The organism is Marinobacter lacisalsi (genome assembly GCF_042651045.1).
GTDB lineage: Bacteria > Pseudomonadota > Gammaproteobacteria > Pseudomonadales > Oleiphilaceae > Marinobacter > Marinobacter lacisalsi.
Genome location: NZ_JBHSDI010000011.1, coordinates 17,725 through 40,713, shown reverse-complemented (window position 1 = coordinate 40,713; position 22,989 = coordinate 17,725). Strand labels below are relative to the sequence as shown.

Sequence of the window (22,989 nt, the reverse complement as noted above, 5' to 3'; positions counted from 1 at the left end):
TCGGGCCGATAAAAAAAGCCGGGCTGGTATTTCCAGGCCCGGCTTTTTTACGTCGCGGCTACGACCATTACATCCGATTGAGCCACTCGGGCGGCTCTTCTTCCTCCGGTTGTTCACCGGCCACACCTTCCTTGGGCGGCACCACCATGTCGGAACGGGTAACCCCGAGAACCACCAACAGGTTTGCGGAGACGTAGATGGAGGAGTAGGTACCAACGATCACACCAATAGCCAGGGTGATGGCAAAGTTATTGATCGCTTCACCGCCCAGGAAATACAGGGCCATCAACACCAGCAAGGTGGTCAGGGAGGTGTTGATGGTCCGGTTGATGGTCTCATGGATCGAGTGATTGACGGTCTCCTCGGCATCATCAATGCGCAGCTTGCGGAAGTTCTCGCGGATACGGTCCATGATGACGATGGTGTCGTTCAGGGAGTAACCGATCACCGCCAGCAGCGCCGCAAGCACCGTCAGGTCAAACGTCCACTGGAACAGGGCGAACAGGCCCAGCACGATGATGACGTCGTGGGCCAGCGGAATGACCGAGGCGATGCCGAACTTGAACTGGAAGCGCATGCCCACGTAGATCAGCACCACCGCCAGGGCCAGCAACATGCCCAGGCCGCTGTTTTCCTTCAGCTCGTCACCTACCTGTGAGCCCACAAACTCGGAACTGACCAGACTGACCTCACCGTCGGCCCGCGCCTGGATATCCTCCAGTATCTGCTGGCCCAGCTCGTCGTCACCGGCTTCCTGCATGCGGATCAGCACCAGGGTGTCGGAACCGAAGTTCTGCACCACATAGTCCGTGTAACCGGCGTCGGACAACGCTGAACGCACATCGTCCAGTTCAGGAGCCTCGGCATACTGCAGCTCCACCGAGGTGCCGCCGGTGAAATCCAGGCCCAGATTGAGGCCGCGCACACCCAGCAGCACTGCTGATGCCAGCACCAGGAGAATGGACACTGTCGCAAAAATCTTGCGCAGCCCCATGAAATCAAATCGTTTGGCAGAGGAATCAGACATGGGCCAGTTTGCCTCCAATCGAGAGCTTTTCGACCTTCCGGCCTCCATAGAGTGCGTTGACCATGGCCCGGCTTACCACCAGCGCGGTAAACAGCGACGTCACGATACCGATACTGAGCGTAACCGCAAAGCCCTTGACCGGACCGGAACCCATGGCAAACAGGATAATGGCCACCAGGAAGGTGGTGATGTTGGCATCCACAATGGACACGAACGCCCGGGAGTAACCGGCATTGATGGCCAGCTGGGGCGCCACACCTTCCCGCAACTCCTCACGAATGCGCTCGAAGATCAGCACGTTCGCGTCCACTGCCATACCCACGGTCAGTACGATACCAGCGATACCGGGCAACGTGAGCGTGGCGGAAATAATGGACATGCAGGCCAGCAACAACATCAGGTTCAGAGTCAGGGCCACGTTCGCAATCAGACCAAACGCCCGATAGAAAACGGCCATAAACAACAGCACCAGAATGAAACCGACCACGACAGACATAAACCCGGCATCAATGTTCTGCTGCCCCAGGCTCGGCCCGATGGTGCGCTCCTGCACGAAGTACATGGGAGCAGCCAGCGCACCCGCACGCAGCAACAGGGCCAGCTCGGACGCCTCGTGAATGGAATCAAGGCCGGTGATGCGGAAGCTGGAACCCAGTGTCGACTGGATGGTCGCCAGCGAAATGATACTGCGTTCTTCGACCCGCTCTTCACGGGTTACCATTTCTCCGTCCACCATCTCCTGCTCGGTTTCCGTCCGGAACTCGATGAACAGTACCGCCATGCTGCGCTGTACCGCATTGCGGGTGGTGCGGGTCATCATGTCGCCACCGACCCCGTCCAGGGTAATGTTGACCTGGGGCATGCCGTTTTCATCGAACCCCTGGCTGGCGTTGGCCACGTTTTCACCGGTCACGATGATATCCCTTTCCAGACGAGCGGTACGGCCCGGCTCATCCCGGAAGGGGTAGGTTTCAGTGGCTGACGCCGGCGCGTCCTGACGGGCAGCCAGACGGAATTCCAGGTTAGCGGTGGCACCCAGTACCCGTTTGGCCTGGGCGGTATCCTGGACACCAGGCAGTTCCACGATAATGCGATCCGAGCCCTGGCGCTGCACGAGCGGTTCTGCCACGCCCAGCTCATTAACCCGGTTACGGATGGTGGTCAGGTTCTGCTCTATGGCGTAGTCCTGGATCTGCTGGACCTCCTGCTCCGACAGGCTGAGTTCGAGCAGGTAATCGTCTCCTTCCGTCCGTTCATTCAGCAGAAACTCATTGTAGTTGTCGCGAACCAGGTCGAAGGCTTCGTCACGGTCCTGTTCATTGCGGAAAGAGAGCTGGATCTGGTTATCGTCAGACACGTCGCCACCGCGATAGCGGATACGCTCATCACGCAATTCGCTCTTGATCTGGCTGGCTGTGGCTTCCAGTCGCTGGGTAACGGCGGTTTCCATATCCACCTCCAGCAGGAAGTGGACACCACCGCGCAGATCCAGGCCCAGTTTCATGGGACCGGCGCCCACAGCCTTGAGCCAGTCAGGTGTGGACTCTGCCATGTTCAGGGCTACCAGGTATTCATCACCCAGGGCCTGCTGAACAAGCGGTCTCGCTTCCAGTTGCGCTTCAGAGCTGTTGACCCTGATCAGAGCGCTACGCTCTTCCCGGTCGACACCCTTGATGGCAATGCCGGCTTCCTCGAGGGCATCGGTTGCCCGTTCGATGGTGTCCTGTCCGATTTCGGTACCGCTACGGGCACCGGTAATCTGGACCGCGTAGTCATCGGGGAATACGTTTGGCAAGGCATAGACGAACCCGATCGCCAGTACGAACAGGATCAGTAAATTTTTCCAAAGCGGGTACTTGTTCAGCATAGGAGCCCTTTCTTGACCACCTTCGGGCCGCCACCGGGGCGGCCTCCCTGGTCAGTACGTTCAGATATCTTTCAGAGTGCCTTTTGGCAGGGCCGTGGCAACGGCAACCTTCTGGACTTTTACTTCCACGTTGTCAGCCACTTCAATCACGATGAAGTCTTCGGTCACGCGGGTAATGCGGCCGGCCATGCCGCCGGAGGTGACCACTTCATCGCCCTTGTTCAGGCCGGACATCAGCGCCTTGTGCTCTTTCGCGCGCTTGGACTGGGGGCGCCAGATCAGCAGATAGAAAATCAGGATGAAACCACCGAAGAAGATCACCTGGCCCGCAATGCCCATACCCGGTCCTGCTTCCTGGGCAAGGGCGGCGCCAGGCGTTGCGGCGGCCAGAAGGGTGGCCAACATGGCTTTTACTGCTTTCATAGGATGTCTCCGTTAACGGTTGTTCGGGAAATACGGGTGCACGACAGGCTAGTCCCCCGCCACTGGCGGTATGGGCAGGCCCCTCTTGCGGTAGAAGGATTCCACAAAGTCGGACAATGTACCTGCTTCAATAGCCCCACGCAATCCGGCCATCAGCGCCTGATAGTAATGGAGGTTGTGAATGGTGTTCAGCTGGGAGCCCAGCATTTCACCACATTTATCAAGATGATGCAGGTAGCTTCTCGAAAAGTGTGAACAGGTATAACAGTCACATTCCGCATCCAGCGGTGACGTGTCATGGCGGTTACTGGCGTTACGGATCTTGACGATACCGGTGGATGTGAACAGGTAGCCATTGCGGGCATTCCGGGTAGGCATCACACAGTCAAACATGTCAACGCCACGGCGGACCGCCTCGACAATGTCTTCTGGTCGCCCCACACCCATCAGATAGCGGGGCCTGTTCTCGGGCATCCGCACCGGCAGGTAATCCAGCACCGCCAGCATGTCCTCTTTTGGCTCACCCACCGAAAGACCACCAATGGCATAGCCATCAAAACCGATATCGGTGAGGCCATCCAGGGAACGCTGGCGCAGGTCGTTGTACATGCCCCCCTGGACAATACCGAACAGCGCCGAGGGGCTGTCTCCATGAGCGGCCTTGCTGCGGGCTGCCCAGCGCAGGGACATTTCCATGGACTCCCGGGCCTGCTTTTCGGTAGCGGGGTACGGCGTGCACTCATCGAAGATCATGACGATATCAGAGCCCAGGTCCCGCTGAACACGCATGGCGATTTCCGGGTTAAGCTCCACCGGCGAGCCGTCCACCGGTGAGCGGAAGTTCACACCCTCCTCACTGATCTTGCGCATATCACCCAGGCTGAACACCTGGAAGCCACCGGAGTCCGTCAGAATGGGCCCCTGCCATTGGGTAAAATCATGCAGGTCACCATGGGCCCTGACCACCTCGGTACCCGGGCGCAACATCAGGTGAAAGGTGTTGCCGAGGATGATCTGTGCCCCCGTGGCTTCGATATCCCGGGGCAGCATGCCCTTCACCGTGCCGTAGGTGCCTACCGGCATAAAGGCGGGGGTTTCCACCACACCCCTGGGAAAGGTCAGACGCCCCCGGCGGGCCTTGCCATCCTCACCCAGCTTTTCGAAAGACATGAAACAACGATCAGGCATCACGGACTCCTGGGCCGGCCAGCGCACCCAGGCTGGGCTCCTGGCCAGTAATGAACATGGCATCACCATAACTGAAGAAGCGATAGCGCTCGTCAACGGCTTCCCGGTAGGCAGCCATGGTGTTCTGGTAGCCGGCGAAAGCGCTCACCAGCATGATCAGGGTGGATTCGGGCAGGTGAAAATTGGTAATCATCGCGTCCACGGTCTGAAAACGGTAGCCCGGAGAAATAAAGATATCCGTCTCGCCCTGCATGGGCCGGACCACACCGCCCCGGCTGGCGGACTCCAGTGACCGCACCGACGTCGTCCCCACGGCCACCACACGGCCACCCTTTGCCCGGGTGCGGCGAATGGCCTCGACCGTAGCCTCCGGCACAGTGGCCACCTCACTGTGCATGACGTGATCCTCCACCCGGTCCACCCGTACAGGCTGGAAGGTGCCGGCTCCGACATGCAGGGTGACGAAGGCGGTTTCAATGCCCTTCTCGGCCAGGCGATCAAAGATCGGCTGGTCAAAGTGAAGGCCGGCAGTGGGGGCAGCCACGGCACCCGCCTCGCGGGCATAGACGGTCTGGTAACGTTCCCGGTCCGCGCTCTCGTCCGGGCGGTCCACATAGGGTGGCAGCGGCATGTGCCCTGCCCTTTCCAGCAACTCCAGCACCGGCTCGCCGCTGACTGTCTGCAGGCGGAACAGCGCATCATCCCGGTCCAGCATGACCAGTTGCGAGCCGTCTTCCAGGCTCACTCGCTGGCCCGGCTTCAGCGCCTTGGACGCCCTCACATGGGCCAGCACCGTATCATCCGACAGGATCCGCTCCACCAGGACCTCCAGCTTGCCGCCGGTTTCCTTGGTACCGAACAGGCGCGCCGGGATGACACGGGTATCATTGAAAACCAGCAGGTCGTCCGCTTCCAGCAGGTCGGGCAGATCCCGGAACTGGCGGTGGGCAACAGCGCCGGAAGCGCCGTCCAGAGACAGCATGCGCGACGCGCTGCGCTCAGCCATGGGATAGCGGGCGATCAGCTCGTCTGGCAGGTCAAAATGGAAATCGGAAACGTTCATCCGGGAAATGCTCGGGTGTAAGGGCCACAGGAACCGTTAGAAACGCGCGAATTATACAGGCTGACCGGGGATGGTCCAATGTAACCGCACGGCCCGGCGAGTTGGATGGAAATAGAGAATCAGGAAGATGGTAGCGGCGGGCGGACTCGAACCGCCACGGGTTTTACCCCAACGGATTTTGAATCCGTCGTGTCTACCAATTTCACCACGCCGCCACTAAAAGGGCTCCTCCGGCAGGAGGAAGCCCCGGATTATACTGAGGAACGTTTCGAAAGCAACCGCCGCGACCTCTCACAGACGATCGAACAGGGACAACTGTGAGGTCTTCGCAAAAGACTGCTGGGCCGCCTGCAGAACGAAACTCTGGAACGACAGGTTGCTGATGGCCTCGGCATAATCCACGTCCTGCAGCTGGGAGCGGATATCCTTGGCATACAGAGCGGAATTTTCCAGGAATTCGCCAGTGGATTCCAACTGGTTCATCCGCCCGCCGATTTCGGTCTGGGTGCGCAGGATGGTTTCCTGGGCATTGTCCAGGTTGCCAAGAGAGTCAGAGACCAACTGGTCATAGCTGGCCTGGGAGCTGATAAAGTTGGCTTCAAGAACCGGCGGCACTGCCGCTGAGTCAATATCGTCAAAGCGCGCACCTGAGACCTGCAAGGTACCTGCCCAGCCACCGGAGGCATCAATGCTGATCTCCTTCGACGAAGAAAGAAGCTTTACTTCGGTGCCCTCGACACGGGCTTCAATGCCCGCCAGTGCCTCGTCTGTGCTGCTGTTGATCTGGTCCGCCAGTTCCTGAGGCCCGGCACCCGCTGCAAAATTCAGCGTAACGCCGTTTATATCCAGCGAGTCACCGCCCGCACCCGCAGCAAACCCCGTAACCGTCGCGGCCTCCGGCTGTTTGCTCAGGTTGTCCAGCCCATAAATGAGCTTTTCGATCGAACTGAAAACCGACTGTTTCTCGCTGGTGTTTATGTTGAACTGGTCGCCTGCTTCGGCGCCGGTAATCTCGAACTGCATACCGTTAACACGGATGCTTTCACCACTGGTGTACGAAATGGCAGGATCACCCGCGACCGGTGGGGCAACGGCAACTCCCGTATCCCGCTCAGTGATCCTGTAACCGAGATTGCCGCCACCGAGATCCTCGATAGCAACCACCAGATCTGTGGGAGACAGATCTGACACCAGTTGTGGGTCCAGGGTCGCCCCGGTACTGATCCGTGCGGAAGCGGAATTATCCGGGTGGGACTCCGTGAAGAATGTCGGCCCGGCACTGGGTACGTTGACGAACAGCTCCTTGCCATGATCGCTGATGGCGACGTTGACGCCTTCGTCGATTTCCAGGTTGCGCTGCCCTTCGTCACCCTGATAGACCCACTTGCCATCGACACTCTTGGTGAATGCCGGCGAATCCCCCTGGAAACCGCTGAAAATGTAGGAGCCGGAGCTGTCCTGGGTGTTGGCCTGTGACGCCAGCTCTTCCAGGCGCTGTTTGAGTTCGGCGGAAATGGACCGCCGGTCGTCGGCCGACAGTGACCCGTTACCGGCCTGCACCGTCAGTTCCCGCACCCTCTGGACAATATCGATCATGCTGCCCAGGGAACTTTCTTCCTGCTGCAGCCGGTTTTCGGCCAGTCCGACATTGCGTTGGTAGGTTTCAATGCGCCCCACTTCCTGATCCAGCTTGAGGATACGGGCGGCCGCCACCGGATCGTCCGAGGGTTTGTTCACCCTCTTGCCGGTGGAGATCTGTTCCTGGGTCTGGTTCAGGTTAACGTTCAGATCCTGCAAACGACCGACGCCGCCGGAGAAGACCTGCTGTGAAGATATCCTGATCATGTCAAATTACCTCAACTGACCCGTGCTATCGGAAGGTGCCGAGCAGCGTGTTAAAGAGCTCCTGGGCGACGCCCATCACCTTGGCGGACGCGTTATAGGCTGCCTGGTACTGGATCAGGCGCCCGGCTTCCTCATCCAGGTTGACCCCGGAGACCGACTCCCGCTGATTGGTGGACTGCTGAAGCAGGGTCTTTCCGGAGTCACTGTCCAGCTGCGCCTGCCGCGTTTTCACACCCACCTCTTCCACCAGCCCGGCATAGCCCTCGGTAAAACTCTGGGAGCCTTCATTCATGGTATTTTTCGTGGCCAGCGCAGCCAGGAACTCAACGTTACGGTTGTCAGAAACACCGTTGGTGTTGTAACCGATGGAGAAGCTGTCGCCCTGCCGGGGATTGCCACTGATCTCGAACTGGAAACCACGGTAATCCGGGTCCGACGGATCCTCGGTAAACAACTTGTTGCTGGTACCGGCCTGATACGTGCCGGTCTCAAGCACGGTGCCGGCAGGGTCGCGGATCTCGTACTGGTCGTCTGCCGTGAAATAGACCTCCAGGGGCGGGCTCAGCTGACCCTTGACGGAAAACTCCGACAAGGGTGCATTGGTATTGGGGTTACGGACATCGAACATGACACCCTGGCTGATGGTGGCGTCGCCGCTGTTACCACTGTCTGCCCCCGCCCTGATCGGGCTGGCAAACGCCAGATCCTCTTCCCGCTCCACCTGCAGGGAAATGTTGGATGCCTCCAGCCGTGTGGGCTGGATCAGGAATCGGTCGCCCTTGCTGAAGCTGCCGGATTCCACCCGGATGTTAAAGCCGGGCATGTTGATCTCGGCAGGCAGGGGACTGGGCAGCTGCCCCTGACTGACCACCTTGTTGGTCTTCTGGTCAATCAACTCGTAGCCACGACCGTCTTCGCTGGTGATCTGCAGGGTGAAGGACCCGGCCGGCAGGCGGGAGGTATCCGTGATATCCACCCCTAACACACCATTCCCCGGCGGCGCGTTATTGCCGCTGGCAACCACCCGGGCCAGTTGCTTGTCACGGGCATTGATCTCACTGAAGAACAGTCCGCCCAGGTCACCCTCCAGATCCATGCCAATCTGGTGCTGATGGTTGACGGTTTCCTGCAGGGCAATGGCCACCCGGCCCAGCTTATCAAACGCGGGCATCAGGCCCTCACTCTCGAACCGGCGCAGTCCGCCGAGCTTGCCACCGGTGATCTGTTCGTCGATCACCTGGGTTCGATTGCCGTCGGTCAGGGTGAATTCCTGTCGCGACGGATCGTCCGCATTGGGGCGGATACCGAGCTGCGACGCATCGGCGCCCACCACCAGGGCCTGACCGTTGGTCAACGCGACGTTCAGCTGCCCGGCGCCGGATGACGACACCCGCACGCTGACGATTTCCGACAGCTTGCGGATCGCTTCATCCCGCTGGTCCAGCAGGTCGTTGGGCGGGTTGCCCTGGGCCAGTCCGGGGGATTCCGAGATGGCCAGGTTGAGCTCGGCAATACTCTTGAGCAGCGTATTGGCGTCCGATACGTTCTCGCTCATCTGGGTCTTGACCAGGTTGCGCTGCTGGACGAACTCCTGCTGCAGGGCCTGGAAGCGATTGACCACGCTCTGGGCCTCGCTGAGTACCAGCTGGCGCTGAGGCAGCGAACCGGGGTCTTCCGCGGCATTCTGCAGCGCCGCAAAGAAATTGTTCAATGACTGGGACAGGCCGGTATCTTCCCCTCCTAGCAGGTCATCCAGCCGGGACATCTCGCTGCGCAGGGTTTCCTGCTCGTTGTACAGGGACGTGTCTGAGCGCACCTGGTCCACCAGGAACTGGTCCGCCAGCCGCCGGATGTTGGCAATATCCACGCCCTGCCCTACATAGCCGTTGCTGGTGAACTGGCTGTTGCTGGACTCGAACTGGACTTCCTGCCGGCTGTAACCGGGGGTATTGGCGTTGGCGATGTTGTTGCCGGTGGTGTTGAGGGCATTCTGGTGCCCCAGCACCCCACTCAGGCCAATATTGATCAGACCCGCCATGGCAGTTACTCCTCAGAAACCCGGGACAGGGTCTGGAAACGGTTCAGGGCAGCCTCGAACGGCTCCCCCTCCATGATGCTGCGAATCTTGCGTCCGTATGCCGGGTCGGTTGCATAGCCGGCCTGCTGCAGGCGCTCTGCGAACACACCCGGCTGGTCAGCCACTTCCCATACATCCCGGTAACGTGGATTGTCCTGAAGGAACGCCACGTAATCCCGGAAACTTTCCCGGTAGTCGGGATAGCTGCGGAAGTCCGCCCGTTCCTGCATCTTCACCCCTTCACGGAATTCCGATGTAGCAATATTGACCGAATCGCCCTGCCAGCGGGTGTCCGCCTTGATGCCGAAGAGGTTGAAGCTGTGGCTGCCGTCGTTTCCGCGAATCATGTGCTTGCCCCACCCGGTTTCCAGGGCGGCCTGGGCAACCATCAGGCGAGGATCAATGCCGGACTCCTCCGCGGCATCCCGTGCCAGGGGCAGCAGGGTGCGGACAAAGTGTTCCGGACTCTCGAATCGTTCCGGCATTGCCGCCTGCGCGTCTGACACCGAATGTTTCGTCGTGGCTGCCGGGTCGGCCTGATCGGCCCTTTCAGCCTCGGACTGGTCGGTCATTTCCGACTCTGCCAGGGCCTTCACCTCGTCCACCTTCTCCGGCAGACGGGGCGACAACGCGGGGATACTACGATCGTAATCCGCCAGGGTCCTGCGGGCTCCGGCCAGGGCGTTGCCCTTTTCGTCCATGCCCGGAATCTGGCGGCTGAGCTGGCTAACCAGGGCTTCACTCAGCCCCAGGCCCTTGCCACGGGTCATGGAAAGACTGAGCTGGCTGTCGAACATGTCCTGATAGAACCCGGATTCCTGGCTGTTCAGGTAATTCCCCTCCGACAGCACCTCGTTGGCGGACCGCATGCTCTTGAGCATCTGTGACAGGAACATACCCTCGAACTGGCGCGCCACCTCTTCAAGCGCGGCCCTGCGATCGGTCCTGGCCTGCGTCTTGAGGGCGTTCAGCCCGCCAAATTCGGTGTAGTACTGTGCCTGCTCGATTCCGGAAGTCTGCATCGCGTCACCTATATGACAATCAGCTCGGCCCTGAGGGCGCCGGCCTGCTTGAGGGCTTCCAGCACGGCCATCACGTCACCGGGGGCCGCGCCAACCTGGTTCACCGCCTGGACGATTTCGTTCAGGGTGGTGGCCGGGCCAAACTGGAACATTCTTGCCGGGTCCTCCGTGACAGCAATCTGGGTGTTCGGTGTCACCACGGTCTGCCCACCGGTAAACGGATCCGGCTGATCCACTTCGGGGTTTTCCTGGATGGTTACCGTCAGGTTGCCATGGGTTACCGCGGCCGGGCTGACCTGAACATTCTGACCCACCACGATCGTGCCGGTACGGCTGTTGATCACCACCTTGGCGGCCTCTTCGGCCGGGTCCACTTCCAGGTTCTCGAGGATTGACAGGAAACTGACCCGCTGGGAAGGATCCCTCGGGGCCTTCACAGAAATGGACGTACCATCGTGGGCGTAGGCCATGCCCTCACCCAGATAGCCGTTGATGGTTTCCACCACCCGGCGGGCCGTAGTGAAATCGGCACGCAGCAGGTTGAGGGTGATGGTATCGCCCTCGGTGAAGGGGCTGGTCACTTCGCGCTCAATGGTAGCGCCGTTGGGAATACGGCCCACGCTGGGCACGTTGACGGTAATGCGGGAACCGTCCTGCCCCTGGGCGCCGAAACCACCCACCACCAGGCTCCCCTGGGCCATGGCGTAAACCTGGTTGTCGGCACCCTTGAGCGGCGTCATCAGCAAGGTGCCCCCCCGCAGGCTGTCGGCGTTCCCCAGGGACGACACGGTAATATCCAGCTCCTGGCCGTTCTTGGCGAAGGGAGGCAGGGTGGCGTGCACGCTGACGGCGGCCACATTGTCCGTGTTGGGGTTAACCCCTTCCGGAATGGTGATGCCAAAGCGGTTCATCATGTTGCGGTAGGTCTGGCTGGTGGCCGGGCCGGAATCGCCGGTACCATCCAGGCCCACCACCAGGCCATAGCCCACCAGCTGGTTATCACGTACGCCTTTCACCCTGGTCAGGTCTTTCAGGCGATCCGCCAGCACGGGAGCGGACACCACGGCCAGCATCAGACTGATTGCAAGAATTCTGAAAGCGCTCACAAGGGCCACCACTCACTGTTGAAGAATCGGGTCAGCCAGCCGGGCTGGTTCGCCTGATCGAAGTCACCGGTACCACCGTAGGCCAGCCGGGCATCCGCAATACGCTGGGATGACACCGTGTTGTCCGGGGAAATGTCTTCCGGACGAACCAGCCCGCTGACCCGGAGATACTCATCACCGTTGGTCAGCGACAGCCACTTCTCACCGCGGATACGCAGCACGCCATTGGGCAATACCTCGATGACCGTGACGGTGATACTGCCGGCCAGACTGTTGCTCTGGTCGGCCTCGGCCTGACCCTCAAAATCCCGCTCGGCGTTCACGCTGCCGCCCAGTCGCTCAAAGGTCCGCCCAAAGAACGACGGTGTGCCCAGCCCGATCTCGCTGTCTTTGGTGATATTGCTCTCGGCATTCTTGCTGGCGCTGGTGGACTCCTGCAGGGTAACGGTGAGGATGTCCCCCACGTTGAGCGCGGTGCTGTCCCCATAGAGGTTGTAGTTGCGCGAATTCTGGTAGATAGAGCCGGTATGGGGCGCCCTCTGTTCCATGGACTCAGCGCGCACCGGCGCGTAGGCCGGGTCATTGGGCTCCGGGCGCTCACGGGTCATGGACTGACAGCCCTGCAACAGGGCCAGCACCATGACCAGGGAGGTCGCCAGGACGCCCCTGACTGTGCTGAATGCGGGTGTGTTGTTGAGGACTGTCATGATCTGCTATTCACTAACCGTTAGCCGATATTGTTGGTGATGAACTGAAGCATCTGGTCCGAGGCGGACACCACCTTGGAGTTCATCTCATACGCCCGCTGGGTGGTGATCATGTTGACCAGTTCTTCCACCACCTCAACGTTCGACGCCTCGGTCATGCCCTGCTCGATGGAGCCAAGTCCGCCGATACCGGCTTCACCCTCCTGGGGGTCACCACTGGCGGCTGTCTCACGGAACAGGTTGTTACCCATGGCCTGCAGGCCCTGCGGGTTGATGAAGTCCACCAGGGGGATTTCCCCCAGGTTCACCGGATCCGCCTGATTCTCGACCACCGCCGAGACGGTGCCATCCTTGCCGATGGTCACGCTGGTGGCGTTCTCGGGGATGTTGATGTTCGGTTCCACCAGATAGCCGTCCGGAGTCACCATGTCGCCGTTGGAGTTGATCTGGAACTGACCATCACGGGTGTAGGAAATCTCGCCATCGGGCATCTGGATCTGGAAGAACCCGCGACCGTTGATAGCAAGGTCCAGGGGCTGCTCGGTCACCTGCAGGTTGCCCTGGGTGAATTGTTTGGTGGTGCCTACCACGCGAACACCGGTACCCAGCTGAAGGCCGGAAGGCAGCTCGGCGTTCTGGGTGTTCATGCCGCCAGGCTGACGATTGATCTGGTACAGCAGGTCCTGGAATACGGCCCTGTCGCGTTTGAAACCGGTGGTGTTCACGTTCGCCAGGTTGTTGGAGATGGTGGTCATCTTCGTGTCCTGAGCGCTGAGGCCGGTTTTACTGACCCAAAGTGCTGGATGCATGTCTGGACTCCTCTATGGCTGTCACCCGGCGGCGAATAATTGCCGCATCAGGGTACTCAGGCCGGTAATCGTGTCGTTATCAGAGGTTCTGCAACAGCCGTGCCGCTGCCTCGGAATTCTCATCGGCGCTCTGCATGACCTTCACCTGCATTTCGAACTGACGGCTCAACTGCAGGTTGGCGATCATTTCCTCGACGGCATTGACGTTGGAACTCTCCAGGTAGCCGGAGGCAACGCGGGCATTGGCATCAGGCTCTTCCGCGCCGTCGATAGCGGCGTCGGGCTTACGGCGTATAAAGCCGTCTTCGCCTTTCATCAGGTCATCAGGGTTCGGGTTAACCAGCTTGAGGCGGTCGATTTCCACCAACTGGTCCGGTGGTCCGCCCACCGGCTGGATGGAGATGGTGCCATCAGCGCCTACCTGCAGGTTCTCGTAGGGCGGCAGGGCCACAGGGCCACCGTTGCCAAGTACCGGCTCGCCGGAACTCAGGCGCAGGATCCCGTTAACATCCACCTGCATGCTGCCGGAACGGCTGAATACCTCTTCGCCCTGATCGTTCTGCACGGCCAGCCAGCCTTCGCCGTCCACCGCCACATCCAGTTTGCGACCGGTTTGCTGGAGTGACCCGGGGCTGAAGTCAGTGCCGGGTCGTTCGGTCATGGCATAGGCCCGTGTCGGGTGGTGTTCACCGAACACGGGCATGCTGCGGGCCTGGGCGAAGTCTTTCTTGAAGCCGGTGGTATTGACGTTGGCAAGGTTATTGGCATGCGCCTGCTGCGCCATCATGTTCTGCTTGGCGCCTGACATGCCGATGTAGAGGGACTTGTCCATGGGAAAACTCCTGCCGGAAATCTGACGTTTTTACGTCGTTTCCGTGGTTCTTGCAGAAGTCGTGCCAGATGGAGCGATCAGGCTCTTTTGTAGATAGATTTCTGGTTTGGGGGCAGGAGCCGGAGCATGGGAGGTCTTTTTCTCCACCGCAATTCAAGGCACGTCCTGTCCCTGCCTTGCTCCGCGCCATCCCTGGCGCTGTTACGAAAAAGACCTCCAATGCTCCGGCTCTTCGGACTGTCGTGATGCCTATAACAAGTGATGCCGCTAAAGATTATCAGGCGCGCACGAGGCTCGTAAGGTCCCGGTATGTGGGGGCCCTTTCGGAACAGCGACATGGATGTCGCGGAGCAAGGCGGGTTGCCATGGACGGCCCCTGAATTGCGGTGGAGAAAGGGCCCCCACATACCGGGGCCCTCCACCAAAGCTCTCAGACCATTCCAGTCACAACCACCTCAGGGTTACCGCAGGTTGATAATCGTCTGAGTCACCGCATCCGAGGTCTCGATGGTCTTGGCGTTTGCCTGGTAGTTCCGCTGGGCAATGATCAGGTTAACCAACTCTTGGGATAGATCCACATTGGATTCCTCCACCGAGCTGGACGCGATGCCACCCAGCGTACCGGTACCCGGTTGGCCATAGATCGGCTGGCCGGATTCGAATGTTTCCACCCAGTTGGTGTCACCAACCGGAGACAGACCATCAGTGTTGGCGAAGCTCGCCAATGCCACCTGCCCCAGGTTCTGGGACTGGCCGTTGGAGTAGCGGGCAAAGATTACCCCCTCCCCGGAGACATCCAGACCCGACAGCCGACCGGTGGTGTAGCCGTTCTGCTGTTGATCAATAACCCCGAACGACGATCCGTACTGGGTCGTGTCGTTCATATCGACCATGAAGTTAGAGGACACTGGCGGCTCGGCAATCGGCAGTTGACCACCGTTGGCGATCGGCAACGGACCATCTGCGCCATTGGGCTGACCAGAGTCGTCCTTCGGAGTCCAGTTGGAAATCAGAACCTGACCGTTCGGATCACCATCAACCGATGAGATAGAGCCATCGCTGTTGAACTCCAGCTCAAACCTGGCCCGGGTCGGGTCGCCACTCGTGAAGGGTGGGTCGCCCACGTCCTCGTCGTCTATCTGAACGTACATCGCCCAGACACTGTCACCCCCTGACACCGGCTCCTTCACGAAGTACTGGGTCATTGTGTGCGGGTTACCCAGACTGTCATAGATGGTGGAAGATGTCGCATGGTTGTAGGTACGCTGATCATCCGGGTTAAACGAGTTTCTTCGTGTCGTGGTCGGAGCTGTGGCCCCCAGGATTTCCGAGGTGGTTGTATCGGAAACATAGTCAGCCTCATCAGCCCCACCGTTCGGATCCACCCGGATCGCTATCCCTTCATCAACCGTAAGGTTGGTGATTTCCTCGGCCCCATCATAGGGGAATGCGCCGGGTTGCGGGCTGGCCGCAGTGCCGCTGGCATCTGCCACCTGAACCGAAAACGGGTTACCACGGCTGTCGATCAACCTGAGTCCGGTTGCTCCTTCGGACGTCGCATTCAGCGTGCTCAGCGGGGAAGCATTGATCGCATCCTGCAGCCAGTCCCGGGCGTCCCCCGGGCCGGCAATGCCACTCGAAGGAATAGTGAAAAGCTCCCCCATGACCAGATAGCTGTCACCCGCTGAAAACGTACTGTTATCCGGTATGGTAAGCGTGGTTCTTGCGGAAGCACTGACGCCATCCAGCTCATTCAGTTTGCCGGCAACACTTTGCGCGGATTCCCCGGCGGCGAATTCAAGGGGAACCGACCGACCATCGGGATAGGTAAACTCCACCGTTTCCCCGGTGGCTGGTACGCCGGGCGAAGGGAACGTCTGGGTCACCACCTCCAGCACGGATTCCCGGGAATCCAGGTTCAGTTGCGAGTCAAAACGGGTGGTACGCCGTGGCTCCAGGTTATCCGTATCGATCTGAAGATCGCCGCGAACCCCGCTCAGGTTGCCATCCTCATCCGCCTGGTAGCCCTGTACCCGCATGGACTGGTTGTTGGTTACAAACCCGTCCTTGTCGATACTGAACTGCCCGGCCCTGGAATACTGCACCTGGCCGTTATTGTTCAGCACGAAGAAACCGTCGCCGTCGATGGCCATGTCCAGGCCGTTCTGGGTGCCACTGATACTGCCCTGACCGAAGCTCTGTTTGACGTCCTGTACCTTCACACCGCCGCCGACCGACATGTTGCCGGAGCTCAGGAAACCACTGGAATACAGGTCGCCGAACTGGGCCTGGCTGCCCTTGAAACCCACGGTGCTGGCGTTGGCAATGTTGTTGCCGGTCACATCCAGATCAACCTGTGAGGCCCGCAGCCCGCTGAGTCCGATATTAAAAGCCATGTGTCACCTCACTCAGTTGATATGCTGTACGTCTGACAGCGGGATAGACCCCATACCTGCCAGATTCAGCGTGATACTGCCGCCCTGCCCCAGGGATACACTGTCCACATTGGCGCTCATCAGGGTCTGCAACTGCTCGGTTCCGCCGGGATAACTGCCCTGGGCGGAAACGTAGTATTTCCCGGGCGGCAACTCATTGCCGTTGCCGTCCTGTCCATCCCAGGCGAAGGCCTGCTGACCGGCCGAAGCCTGTCCCAGGTCCAGCTGCCTGACCATCTCGCCGGACGCACTCTCGATGTTGATGCGAAGCCCGCCAGTGCTGGAAGGCACGTTGACGACGCCTTTCATCTGTCCACTGTCATCAAGAATGCCGAAGTTGGCCGGCGCCATAACGCTCTTGCCCACCATGGCTGATGCCTGCAGGGCCTGGGTGGAACGGAACTCGCCCACCACGCTGTTCACCGTGGAATTCAGGCCCTGCATTTCCTCCAGCGAACTGAACTGGGCCAGGTCAGCGATGAACTCACCGTTGCCCTTGGGCTCCAGCGGGTTCTGGTTTTTCAGCTGGGCGATCATCAGTTCCATGAACTCATTCTTGCCCAGATCGTCACTGCCAGTGGCTTTGTCGTCCTGCTTGGCCCGGTACTCCGCCAGCACGTCCGTGGTTGCATTGGTGGTATTTACTATGCTCATTGGTCAAATCCCCGAACAAGAATCACTGGCCGCTTACTGCTGCCCCAGGGTCAGCACCCGCTGCATCATCGACTTGGCAGCGTTCATCACATCCACGTTCATCTGGAAGCTGCGTGATGACGACATCATGTCCGCCATTTCCTCCACCACATTCACATTCGGGTAGAACACATAACCCTCTTCGTTGGCCGCCGGGTGGTGGGGCTCGTAGCGCATCTGCAGATCTTCTTCGCTCTCGACGATACCCTCAACGGTGACGCCGCGTCCGTTGTCCTCGCCGAACGCGAAGTGGCCGCTGGCCTGGTCCGGGTTCAGCATCTGCTGCTGGATGGCGGCAAATACCGGCTTACGGGCCCGATAGGTCTCGTCGATGCTGGAGCTGGCTGTTTCCGCATTGGCAATGTTGGACGCCGTGGTATTCAGTCGCAGTTGCTGTGCGGTCATACCAGAGCCGGCAATATCAAAAATATTTCCCAGGGACATATCTGTTCTCCTCTATACCCGAAGGCCGGCTTACTCGCCCTTGATGGCCTTGCTCAGGCCGGAAAATTTGCTGTTCAGGAACTGGAAGCTGGCCTGGAAGTCCATGGCGTTGCGCATATAGCGGGTCTGCTCCTGCTGGGCATCCACGGTATTACCGTCAATGGATGGCTGGTGCGGAAGGCGATACAGCAACTCATTGGCAGAGCCCGTGCCCGAGACGTCCATATGGGACTGATGCGTGCGTTCCATGGACAGCCCCTGTGTGGATTCGGTTGCCTTGTCGAGCATGGACTGGAAATCCACGTCCCGGGCCTTGAAGCCGGGGGTGTCTGCGTTGGCCAGGTTATTTGCCAGTACTTCCGCCCGGCGGCTGCGGGCAACCAGTGCCTGCTCGTGAATACCCAGCGCGTTGTCGAAGGTGATTGCCATGTTGCCTCCAGTAACTGCATCTCCCTGCCGCCTTTGCCGGTCAGGGAACGTTTGCAAGTAACAAAGCAATCAGGATGCCAGAGTCTGAAAAAATATTTTATTCGTTGTTTTTCAGTGAGATGGAAATCCAGGAGGGTCTAAAGCTAAACGCTGCGGGGTACCTGTGAAGAGAATGCGGCAAGCCCTTTCCTTCAGCTTGCCGGAACGTTGAGAAAGCAGGATCAGCCGGGCCAGTCCTCGACGAACTCCGACACCGCCGGACGTGGCACTGCGGGTTTCGGGGTATCCACCGTGCCGGTGTAGATAAACCCGACAATGGACTCATCTGCAGACAACCCCAGCCCTTCACGGACCTGTGCACTTTCCGCCACAGCGCCGGTCCGCCACATGGCACCGTACCCTTCGGCCTGCAACGCAAGTTCCAGGTAGGCGGTAGCGGCGGCGCAGGAGTATGCCTGTTCATGGGCGGGCACCTTGGGGTGACTGACCGGTGAGGCGATGGCCACCAGCATCATGGGCGCCCGCAACGGCGACTTGCGCAGCTTCTCCCGCTGAGCGTCGGTGGCGTCTTCCGGGGCGCTGGCTTCAAATAGCTCACCCAGGCGCTCAAGCCCCGCCCCTTCAACCACCAGGTACCGCCAGGGGCGCAGTAGGGCATGGTCCGGGGCCCTGGCCGCGCAGGCCAGGGCAAGTTCCAGCACGTCCCTCGGCGGGGCCGGGGCTTTCAGCCGGGGCTCCGAGCTGCGATCAAGAATTGCCCTGATTATAGTATTCATGGTCAAACGCCGTCTCCCAATGCAGGGGGCAAAGCCTCGCGCGTTGTCCGCCTCTGGCTTTGCTGTTAATCTCAACCGTCAGATTCAGTCAGGTTTTCGGCAGGAACCGTAACCGCCGCCATAATAAATAACAAGGGAACCCCACTGGATCCCCGCTATCGTATCAGTCTTCCACAGGGACGGAGCATGTCAGGCTACGTGAGCACGTCGGATTCGGACCACAAGTCCAGCGCGGACACATCATTACCGGATACCCCCCGGGCCATCCCTCCCCTGCCCGACTTCAACGGACGTGTGCTTGGCTGCAGCGCCATTTGCGGCATTATCATCGCGGGCGTGGTCGATGACATCTTCCACCAGAACATGCTGTGGCTGCTGGCTGGCGGCGTGCTCTGGCCCCACACGGTTCTGTTCATCAGCCGCCACGTCGGCTCGGGGCGCGAACCCCGCATACGCCAGTACCTGCTGCTGGTGGAATGCATTATCGTCGGGTCGGTGATCGGCCTCACCGGGCTGACCCCGGTCCCCTCCCTTGCCATGGCATTGATGCTGATGTTCAGCTGCCTGATCGTGGGCGGGCTGTACCTCTGGTTTTACGGGGCCCTGCTACTGGCTGCAGCGGCAGGACTGGTCGTGGGCCTGATCGGGTTGACCGAGAACTTCAGCACGCCACTGCTCACCAGCCTGGTATCGCTTGCCGGCACTGGCACCTACATCTGTGTGACCGCCTATTACACTCACCAGCAGGCCCGCATCCTGCTGGCCGCCAAAGGCCAGATCCAGAAGCAGCGGGAACAGTCCATCGCCCTGTCGGACAAGCTCTCAAAGTACCTGTCGCCCCAGGTGTGGCAATCCATCTTTACCGGTGAACGGGACGTGCGGCTCGAAACACGCCGCAAGAAGCTGAGCGTGTTCTTCTCCGACATCAAGGGTTTTACCGACCTGTCCGAGGAGATGGAGCCGGAAGCGCTCACCGAACTGCTCAACAACTACTTCAACGAAATGTCGGAAGTGGCCCTGAAATACGGTGGCACCATCGACAAGTTCGTTGGCGACTCCATCATGATCTTCTTTGGCGACCCCTCGTCCCGCGGCCAGAAGGAAGACGCCCTGGCCTGCGTGTCCATGGCGGTGGACATGCGTAACCACATGAAGATCATGCGCCAGCGCTGGCGCAGCCAGGGCATCCGCACACCCCTGGAAATCCGCATGGGCATCAGTTCCGGCTTTGTCACCGTGGGCAACTTCGGCGCCGAGAACCGCATGGACTACACCATTATCGGCAAGGAAGTGAATCTGGCCAGCCGCCTGGAGCAGCTCGCCGAGCCAGGCCAGATCCTGGTCTCCTACGAAACCTTCTCGTTGATCAAGGAACGGATCATGTGCCGGGACAAGGGCGAGATTACGGTCAAGGGTTTCGGGCGTCCGGTATCCATCTACGAAGTCATCGATTTCCGCCGCGACCTGGGGCCCAACCGGAGTTTCGTGGAGCACGAACACGCCGGCTTCGCCATGTACCTGGACTCCGGGAATATCTGCGAGAACGACCGACGCGCCATCCTGGACGCGCTGGAAGAGGCCGCCGACCGGCTGCGGGAAGAGGAAACGGATCAGTAGCATCGCACCACGGGGCTGCCGGACAGGCCCCGTGGCTCACCGGTTATTGCCGCACCAGCCTCAGCCGGGGCGCCTCCCCCGGGTCGGTGCTGCGCCAGGGGTTGATATCCAGCCCACCACGGCGCGTGTACCGGGCACTGACGGTCAGGTGCTCAGGGTTGCAGGCCCGCATCAGGTCGGTGAACACCGTTTCCACACAGTGTTCATGGAAATCCTGTTTCTGACGGAACCCCACCACATACCGCAGCAAGGCTGACCGGTCGATGGCCGGCCCCGTGTAGTCCACCTGCAGCGTGCCCCAGTCCGGCTGACCGGTCACCGGGCAGTTGCTCTTGAGCAGGTGCGAGCAGAGGCTCTCGCTCACCGTGTCACCTCCGGCGGCAAGCACGTCCGGGCAATAGGCGTAGCCCACGTTCTCCACCGGCTCGTCGTCGATCAGCACAGCGCCCTCGGGGCGTCCGGCGGCCGTCATGCCCCGGTCGACACTGAACAGGGTCACCGCCACCTGGGCACCGCAGGCGCTGGAAAGGTCCCGGTGAATCGTCTCCTGCACCTGGTCATGGCACGAAAACACCTCCTGGTTGAAGGAGTTCAGGTACAGCTTCAACGACTTGGATTCGATCAGGCTGGGGGATGCCGCCGGCAACCGGAATTCGCCCCAGGCCACCTCGGGCACGCCGGATGGTCGCAGCCACGACAGCTCCCACGCCTGCCAGAGATCCTCCCCGAACCAGGGCCAGCGGCCGTCGTCCAGGGCAATCCGGCGGCGGTTGTCGTCCCGGGGCACCGGGAAAAGCAATTCGGGTGCGTAGTGCTCCGGATACTCACTGGTCTTGCCCAGGGGGGCGTGATCAAGCGCCATGACGGCTCCTCAGTGGCGAATGCCCTTGCCCCGTTGCAGCATGCGCAGGGACACCACGGACAGGATAACGATAAATACCAGGATCATACCCAGCGCGATATAGGGGTTCACATCAGACACCCCGAGAATGCCATAGCGGAAGGCATTCACCATATACAGGATCGGATTGATCATCGACACACCCTGCCAGAAGCCCGGCAGCAGATCGATGGAATAGAACACCCCGCCCAGATAGGTCAGTGGCGTCAGTACGAAGGTGGGTACGATGGAGATATCATCGAACTTGGTGGCCATCATGGCGTTGATAAAGCCGCCCAGCGCGAACAGCGCCGACGTCATGAACACCGTCAGCACCACCATCGGCAGGTTGTGAATCTGCAAACGGGTGAACGCCAGCGACAGCAGGGTGACAATCAGCCCCACGCCGAGCCCGCGAACCATACCCCCTGCTACATAGCCAGCCAGAATGGTCCAGTTCGGGGTGGGCGACACCAGCAGTTCCTCGATGCTGTGCTGGAACTTCATACTGAAGAACGACGACACCACGTTGGCATAGGAGCTGGTAATCACCGACATCATGATCAGACCCGGTACGATGAACGCCATATAATCGAAACCGCCCATAGGGCCGATCCGGGAGCCAATCAGATTGCCGAAGATCACGAAGTAGAGGGTCATGGTCACCGCGGGTGGCAGCATGGTCTGGGGCCAGATCCGGGTAAACCGGCGCACCTCGCGGATAACGATGGTCAGGAAAGCGGTGAGGATGGCACGGGGGGTCACTTGGCCACCTCCGTCTGACGGGCATTCTCTTCAACCATATGCAGGAACAGCTCTTCCAGCCGGTTGGTCTTGGTCCTCATGCTCAACACCCGGATACCCTGCTGGTCCAGCTGGGCAAAGACCCCGTTCAGGCTCTTGCCTTTCTCCACCTCCACTTCCAGTGCACCCTCGGCGTCCAGCCCGGTGACAAAGCCGTCCAGTTCCGGTGCCGTGGTCAACGTCAGGTCGGTGTCCATCACGAAGGTTTCCACATGCAGCTGGGTCAGCAGCTCCTTCTTGCTGGTATTACGGAGGATCCGGCCCTGGTCAATGATGGCGATATTCCGGCACAGGGCTTCAGCCTCTTCCAGATAGTGGGTGGTGAGGATAATGGTGGTGCCGTTGCGGTTCATCTCTTCCAGGAAGGTCCACATGGAACGGCGTAACTCGATGTCCACCCCTGCGGTGGGCTCATCCAGAATCAGCAGCCGGGGGTTGTGGACCAGCGCCCGGGCAATCATCAGGCGCCGCTTCATGCCACCAGACAGCATGCGTGCCGGCACATTCTGCTTGTCCCACAGGCCCAGCTTCTTCAGGTAGTACTCCGCCGATTCCTTCGCCTTGCGCAGGGGGATGCCGTAGTAGCCCGCCTGAGTGGTGACGATATCGAATACTTTCTCGAACTGGCTGAAATTGAACTCCTGGGGCACCACCCCCAGGTTCAGCTTGGCCCTGGCCAGGTCCGTATCAATGTCATGGCCGAATACCCTGACCGTGCCGGAGGACTTGTTCACCAGCGAGCAGACAATACCCAGGGTGGTGGACTTGCCGGCACCGTTCGGTCCCAGCAGGGCGAAAAAATCACCCTCCTGAACGCGCAGGTCAATACTCTTCAGGGCTTCAAAGCCACTGCCGTAACGTTTACGAAGCCCTTCAATTTCCAGGGCCCATACAGGGGTATCTGACTGGCTGGTCATAGCATCTTCCGGACAGCGAATGTAGGTC

The 22,989-nt window shown here is 60.0% G+C and carries 21 protein-coding genes and 1 tRNA gene; 1 reads left to right on the top strand and 21 read right to left on the bottom strand.

Features of this window, described 5'->3' with window-relative positions; translation table 11 throughout:
• Positions 1-67 precede the first annotated feature (67 nt).
• From secF to ACFOZ5_RS07570, 18 genes are all read right to left on the bottom strand, one after another.
• A complete protein-coding gene (gene secF / locus ACFOZ5_RS07655) occupies positions 68-1,027 on the bottom strand; it encodes a protein translocase subunit SecF (protein WP_379886442.1) in 960 nt (319 codons plus the stop codon).
• Positions 1,020-2,894, bottom strand: coding sequence for a protein translocase subunit SecD (gene secD, locus ACFOZ5_RS07650; RefSeq protein WP_379886440.1), 1,875 nt, complete (start codon positions 2,892-2,894; stop codon positions 1,020-1,022). The genes secF and secD overlap by 8 nt, the downstream gene beginning before the upstream one ends.
• Before the next feature lie 60 nt (positions 2,895-2,954).
• Positions 2,955-3,317 carry a preprotein translocase subunit YajC gene (gene yajC / locus ACFOZ5_RS07645; RefSeq protein WP_379886439.1) on the bottom strand — a complete coding sequence of 121 codons (363 nt, stop codon included), beginning with the start codon at positions 3,315-3,317 and terminating at the stop codon, positions 2,955-2,957.
• A gap of 48 nt (positions 3,318-3,365) precedes the next feature.
• Positions 3,366-4,487: a tRNA guanosine(34) transglycosylase Tgt gene (gene tgt / locus ACFOZ5_RS07640; protein ID WP_379886628.1), complete on the bottom strand. Its 1,122-nt coding sequence runs from the start codon at positions 4,485-4,487 to the stop codon at positions 3,366-3,368.
• Positions 4,488-4,497: 10 nt separating this feature from the next.
• Complete coding sequence (queA, locus tag ACFOZ5_RS07635; RefSeq protein WP_379886438.1) at positions 4,498-5,568, bottom strand: tRNA preQ1(34) S-adenosylmethionine ribosyltransferase-isomerase QueA; 1,071 nt, start codon at positions 5,566-5,568, stop codon at positions 4,498-4,500.
• Between the two features lie 128 nt (positions 5,569-5,696).
• A tRNA-Leu gene (locus tag ACFOZ5_RS07630) sits at positions 5,697-5,783 on the bottom strand.
• A gap of 76 nt (positions 5,784-5,859) precedes the next feature.
• The gene (gene flgL, locus ACFOZ5_RS07625; RefSeq protein WP_379886437.1) at positions 5,860-7,413 is read right to left on the bottom strand and encodes a flagellar hook-associated protein FlgL; all 1,554 of its coding nucleotides are present in this window, start codon (positions 7,411-7,413) and stop codon (positions 5,860-5,862) included.
• 25 nt (positions 7,414-7,438) lie between these two features.
• Positions 7,439-9,451, bottom strand: coding sequence for a flagellar hook-associated protein FlgK (gene flgK / locus ACFOZ5_RS07620; RefSeq protein ID WP_379886436.1), 2,013 nt, complete (start codon positions 9,449-9,451; stop codon positions 7,439-7,441).
• 5 nt (positions 9,452-9,456) lie between these two features.
• Positions 9,457-10,512 carry a flagellar assembly peptidoglycan hydrolase FlgJ gene (flgJ, locus tag ACFOZ5_RS07615; protein ID WP_379886435.1) on the bottom strand — a complete coding sequence of 352 codons (1,056 nt, stop codon included), beginning with the start codon at positions 10,510-10,512 and terminating at the stop codon, positions 9,457-9,459.
• Positions 10,513-10,520: 8 nt separating this feature from the next.
• Positions 10,521-11,585 (bottom strand): flagellar basal body P-ring protein FlgI, encoded by a 1,065-nt coding sequence (locus tag ACFOZ5_RS07610; protein WP_379886627.1) that lies wholly within the window; start codon positions 11,583-11,585, stop codon positions 10,521-10,523.
• A gap of 29 nt (positions 11,586-11,614) precedes the next feature.
• Positions 11,615-12,325 carry a flagellar basal body L-ring protein FlgH gene (gene flgH / locus ACFOZ5_RS07605; protein WP_379886434.1) on the bottom strand — a complete coding sequence of 237 codons (711 nt, stop codon included), beginning with the start codon at positions 12,323-12,325 and terminating at the stop codon, positions 11,615-11,617.
• A 20-nt stretch (positions 12,326-12,345) separates the two neighbouring features.
• Entirely contained in the window at positions 12,346-13,134 is a 789-nt protein-coding gene (gene flgG / locus ACFOZ5_RS07600; RefSeq protein WP_379886433.1) for a flagellar basal-body rod protein FlgG, read from the bottom strand.
• Positions 13,135-13,213: 79 nt separating this feature from the next.
• Positions 13,214-13,966, bottom strand: a complete 753-nt coding sequence (gene flgF / locus ACFOZ5_RS07595; protein ID WP_379886432.1) for a flagellar basal-body rod protein FlgF — start codon at positions 13,964-13,966, stop codon at positions 13,214-13,216.
• Positions 13,967-14,427: 461 nt separating this feature from the next.
• On the bottom strand, positions 14,428-16,362 hold the full coding sequence (locus tag ACFOZ5_RS07590; protein WP_379886431.1) for a flagellar hook protein FlgE: 1,935 nt from the start codon (positions 16,360-16,362) through the stop codon (positions 14,428-14,430).
• Positions 16,363-16,374: 12 nt separating this feature from the next.
• Positions 16,375-17,055 (bottom strand): flagellar hook assembly protein FlgD, encoded by a 681-nt coding sequence (locus ACFOZ5_RS07585; protein ID WP_379886430.1) that lies wholly within the window; start codon positions 17,053-17,055, stop codon positions 16,375-16,377.
• Between the two features lie 33 nt (positions 17,056-17,088).
• A complete protein-coding gene (gene flgC / locus ACFOZ5_RS07580; RefSeq protein WP_379886429.1) occupies positions 17,089-17,538 on the bottom strand; it encodes a flagellar basal body rod protein FlgC in 450 nt (149 codons plus the stop codon).
• 30 nt (positions 17,539-17,568) lie between these two features.
• The gene (gene flgB / locus ACFOZ5_RS07575) at positions 17,569-17,967 is read right to left on the bottom strand and encodes a flagellar basal body rod protein FlgB (protein ID WP_379886428.1); all 399 of its coding nucleotides are present in this window, start codon (positions 17,965-17,967) and stop codon (positions 17,569-17,571) included.
• Between the two features lie 221 nt (positions 17,968-18,188).
• Positions 18,189-18,743 (bottom strand): nitroreductase family protein, encoded by a 555-nt coding sequence (locus ACFOZ5_RS07570; RefSeq protein ID WP_379886427.1) that lies wholly within the window; start codon positions 18,741-18,743, stop codon positions 18,189-18,191.
• 186 nt (positions 18,744-18,929) lie between these two features.
• Here ACFOZ5_RS07570 and ACFOZ5_RS07565 point away from each other — a divergent pair, with 186 nt between their 5' ends.
• Entirely contained in the window at positions 18,930-20,360 is a 1,431-nt protein-coding gene (locus tag ACFOZ5_RS07565; protein ID WP_379886426.1) for an adenylate/guanylate cyclase domain-containing protein, read from the top strand.
• A gap of 43 nt (positions 20,361-20,403) precedes the next feature.
• On the opposite strand, the gene queF is transcribed toward ACFOZ5_RS07565, so the two are convergent.
• The 3 genes from queF to ACFOZ5_RS07550 are packed head-to-tail and all read right to left on the bottom strand — an operon-like array spanning position 20,404 to position 22,961.
• The gene (gene queF, locus ACFOZ5_RS07560; protein ID WP_379886425.1) at positions 20,404-21,222 is read right to left on the bottom strand and encodes an NADPH-dependent 7-cyano-7-deazaguanine reductase QueF; all 819 of its coding nucleotides are present in this window, start codon (positions 21,220-21,222) and stop codon (positions 20,404-20,406) included.
• Positions 21,223-21,231: 9 nt separating this feature from the next.
• Positions 21,232-22,005, bottom strand: coding sequence for an ABC transporter permease (locus ACFOZ5_RS07555; RefSeq protein WP_379886424.1), 774 nt, complete (start codon positions 22,003-22,005; stop codon positions 21,232-21,234).
• Positions 22,002-22,961 carry an ABC transporter ATP-binding protein gene (locus ACFOZ5_RS07550; protein ID WP_379886423.1) on the bottom strand — a complete coding sequence of 320 codons (960 nt, stop codon included), beginning with the start codon at positions 22,959-22,961 and terminating at the stop codon, positions 22,002-22,004. The genes ACFOZ5_RS07555 and ACFOZ5_RS07550 overlap by 4 nt, the downstream gene beginning before the upstream one ends.
• Positions 22,962-22,989: the final 28 nt, after the last annotated feature.

Coding starts and splice junctions, on each gene's coding strand:
- secF (WP_379886442.1), bottom strand. CDS start 1,027: ATGTCTGATTCCTCTGCCAAACGATTTGATTTCATGGGGCTGCGCAAG.
- secD (WP_379886440.1), bottom strand. CDS start 2,894: ATGCTGAACAAGTACCCGCTTTGGAAAAATTTACTGATCCTGTTCGTA.
- yajC (WP_379886439.1), bottom strand. CDS start 3,317: ATGAAAGCAGTAAAAGCCATGTTGGCCACCCTTCTGGCCGCCGCAACG.
- tgt (WP_379886628.1), bottom strand. CDS start 4,487: ATGTCTTTCGAAAAGCTGGGTGAGGATGGCAAGGCCCGCCGGGGGCGT.
- queA (WP_379886438.1), bottom strand. CDS start 5,568: ATGAACGTTTCCGATTTCCATTTTGACCTGCCAGACGAGCTGATCGCC.
- flgL (WP_379886437.1), bottom strand. CDS start 7,413: ATGATCAGGATATCTTCACAGCAGGTCTTCTCCGGCGGCGTCGGTCGT.
- flgK (WP_379886436.1), bottom strand. CDS start 9,451: ATGGCGGGTCTGATCAATATTGGCCTGAGTGGGGTGCTGGGGCACCAG.
- flgJ (WP_379886435.1), bottom strand. CDS start 10,512: ATGCAGACTTCCGGAATCGAGCAGGCACAGTACTACACCGAATTTGGC.
- ACFOZ5_RS07610 (WP_379886627.1), bottom strand. CDS start 11,585: ATGCTGGCCGTGGTGTCCGCTCCCGTGCTGGCGGATCGCCTGAAAGAC.
- flgH (WP_379886434.1), bottom strand. CDS start 12,325: ATGACAGTCCTCAACAACACACCCGCATTCAGCACAGTCAGGGGCGTC.
- flgG (WP_379886433.1), bottom strand. CDS start 13,134: ATGCATCCAGCACTTTGGGTCAGTAAAACCGGCCTCAGCGCTCAGGAC.
- flgF (WP_379886432.1), bottom strand. CDS start 13,966: ATGGACAAGTCCCTCTACATCGGCATGTCAGGCGCCAAGCAGAACATG.
- ACFOZ5_RS07590 (WP_379886431.1), bottom strand. CDS start 16,362: ATGGCTTTTAATATCGGACTCAGCGGGCTGCGGGCCTCACAGGTTGAT.
- ACFOZ5_RS07585 (WP_379886430.1), bottom strand. CDS start 17,055: ATGAGCATAGTAAATACCACCAATGCAACCACGGACGTGCTGGCGGAG.
- flgC (WP_379886429.1), bottom strand. CDS start 17,538: ATGTCCCTGGGAAATATTTTTGATATTGCCGGCTCTGGTATGACCGCA.
- flgB (WP_379886428.1), bottom strand. CDS start 17,967: ATGGCAATCACCTTCGACAACGCGCTGGGTATTCACGAGCAGGCACTG.
- ACFOZ5_RS07570 (WP_379886427.1), bottom strand. CDS start 18,743: ATGAATACTATAATCAGGGCAATTCTTGATCGCAGCTCGGAGCCCCGG.
- ACFOZ5_RS07565 (WP_379886426.1), top strand. CDS start 18,930: ATGTCAGGCTACGTGAGCACGTCGGATTCGGACCACAAGTCCAGCGCG.
- queF (WP_379886425.1), bottom strand. CDS start 21,222: ATGGCGCTTGATCACGCCCCCCTGGGCAAGACCAGTGAGTATCCGGAG.
- ACFOZ5_RS07550 (WP_379886423.1), bottom strand. CDS start 22,961: ATGACCAGCCAGTCAGATACCCCTGTATGGGCCCTGGAAATTGAAGGG.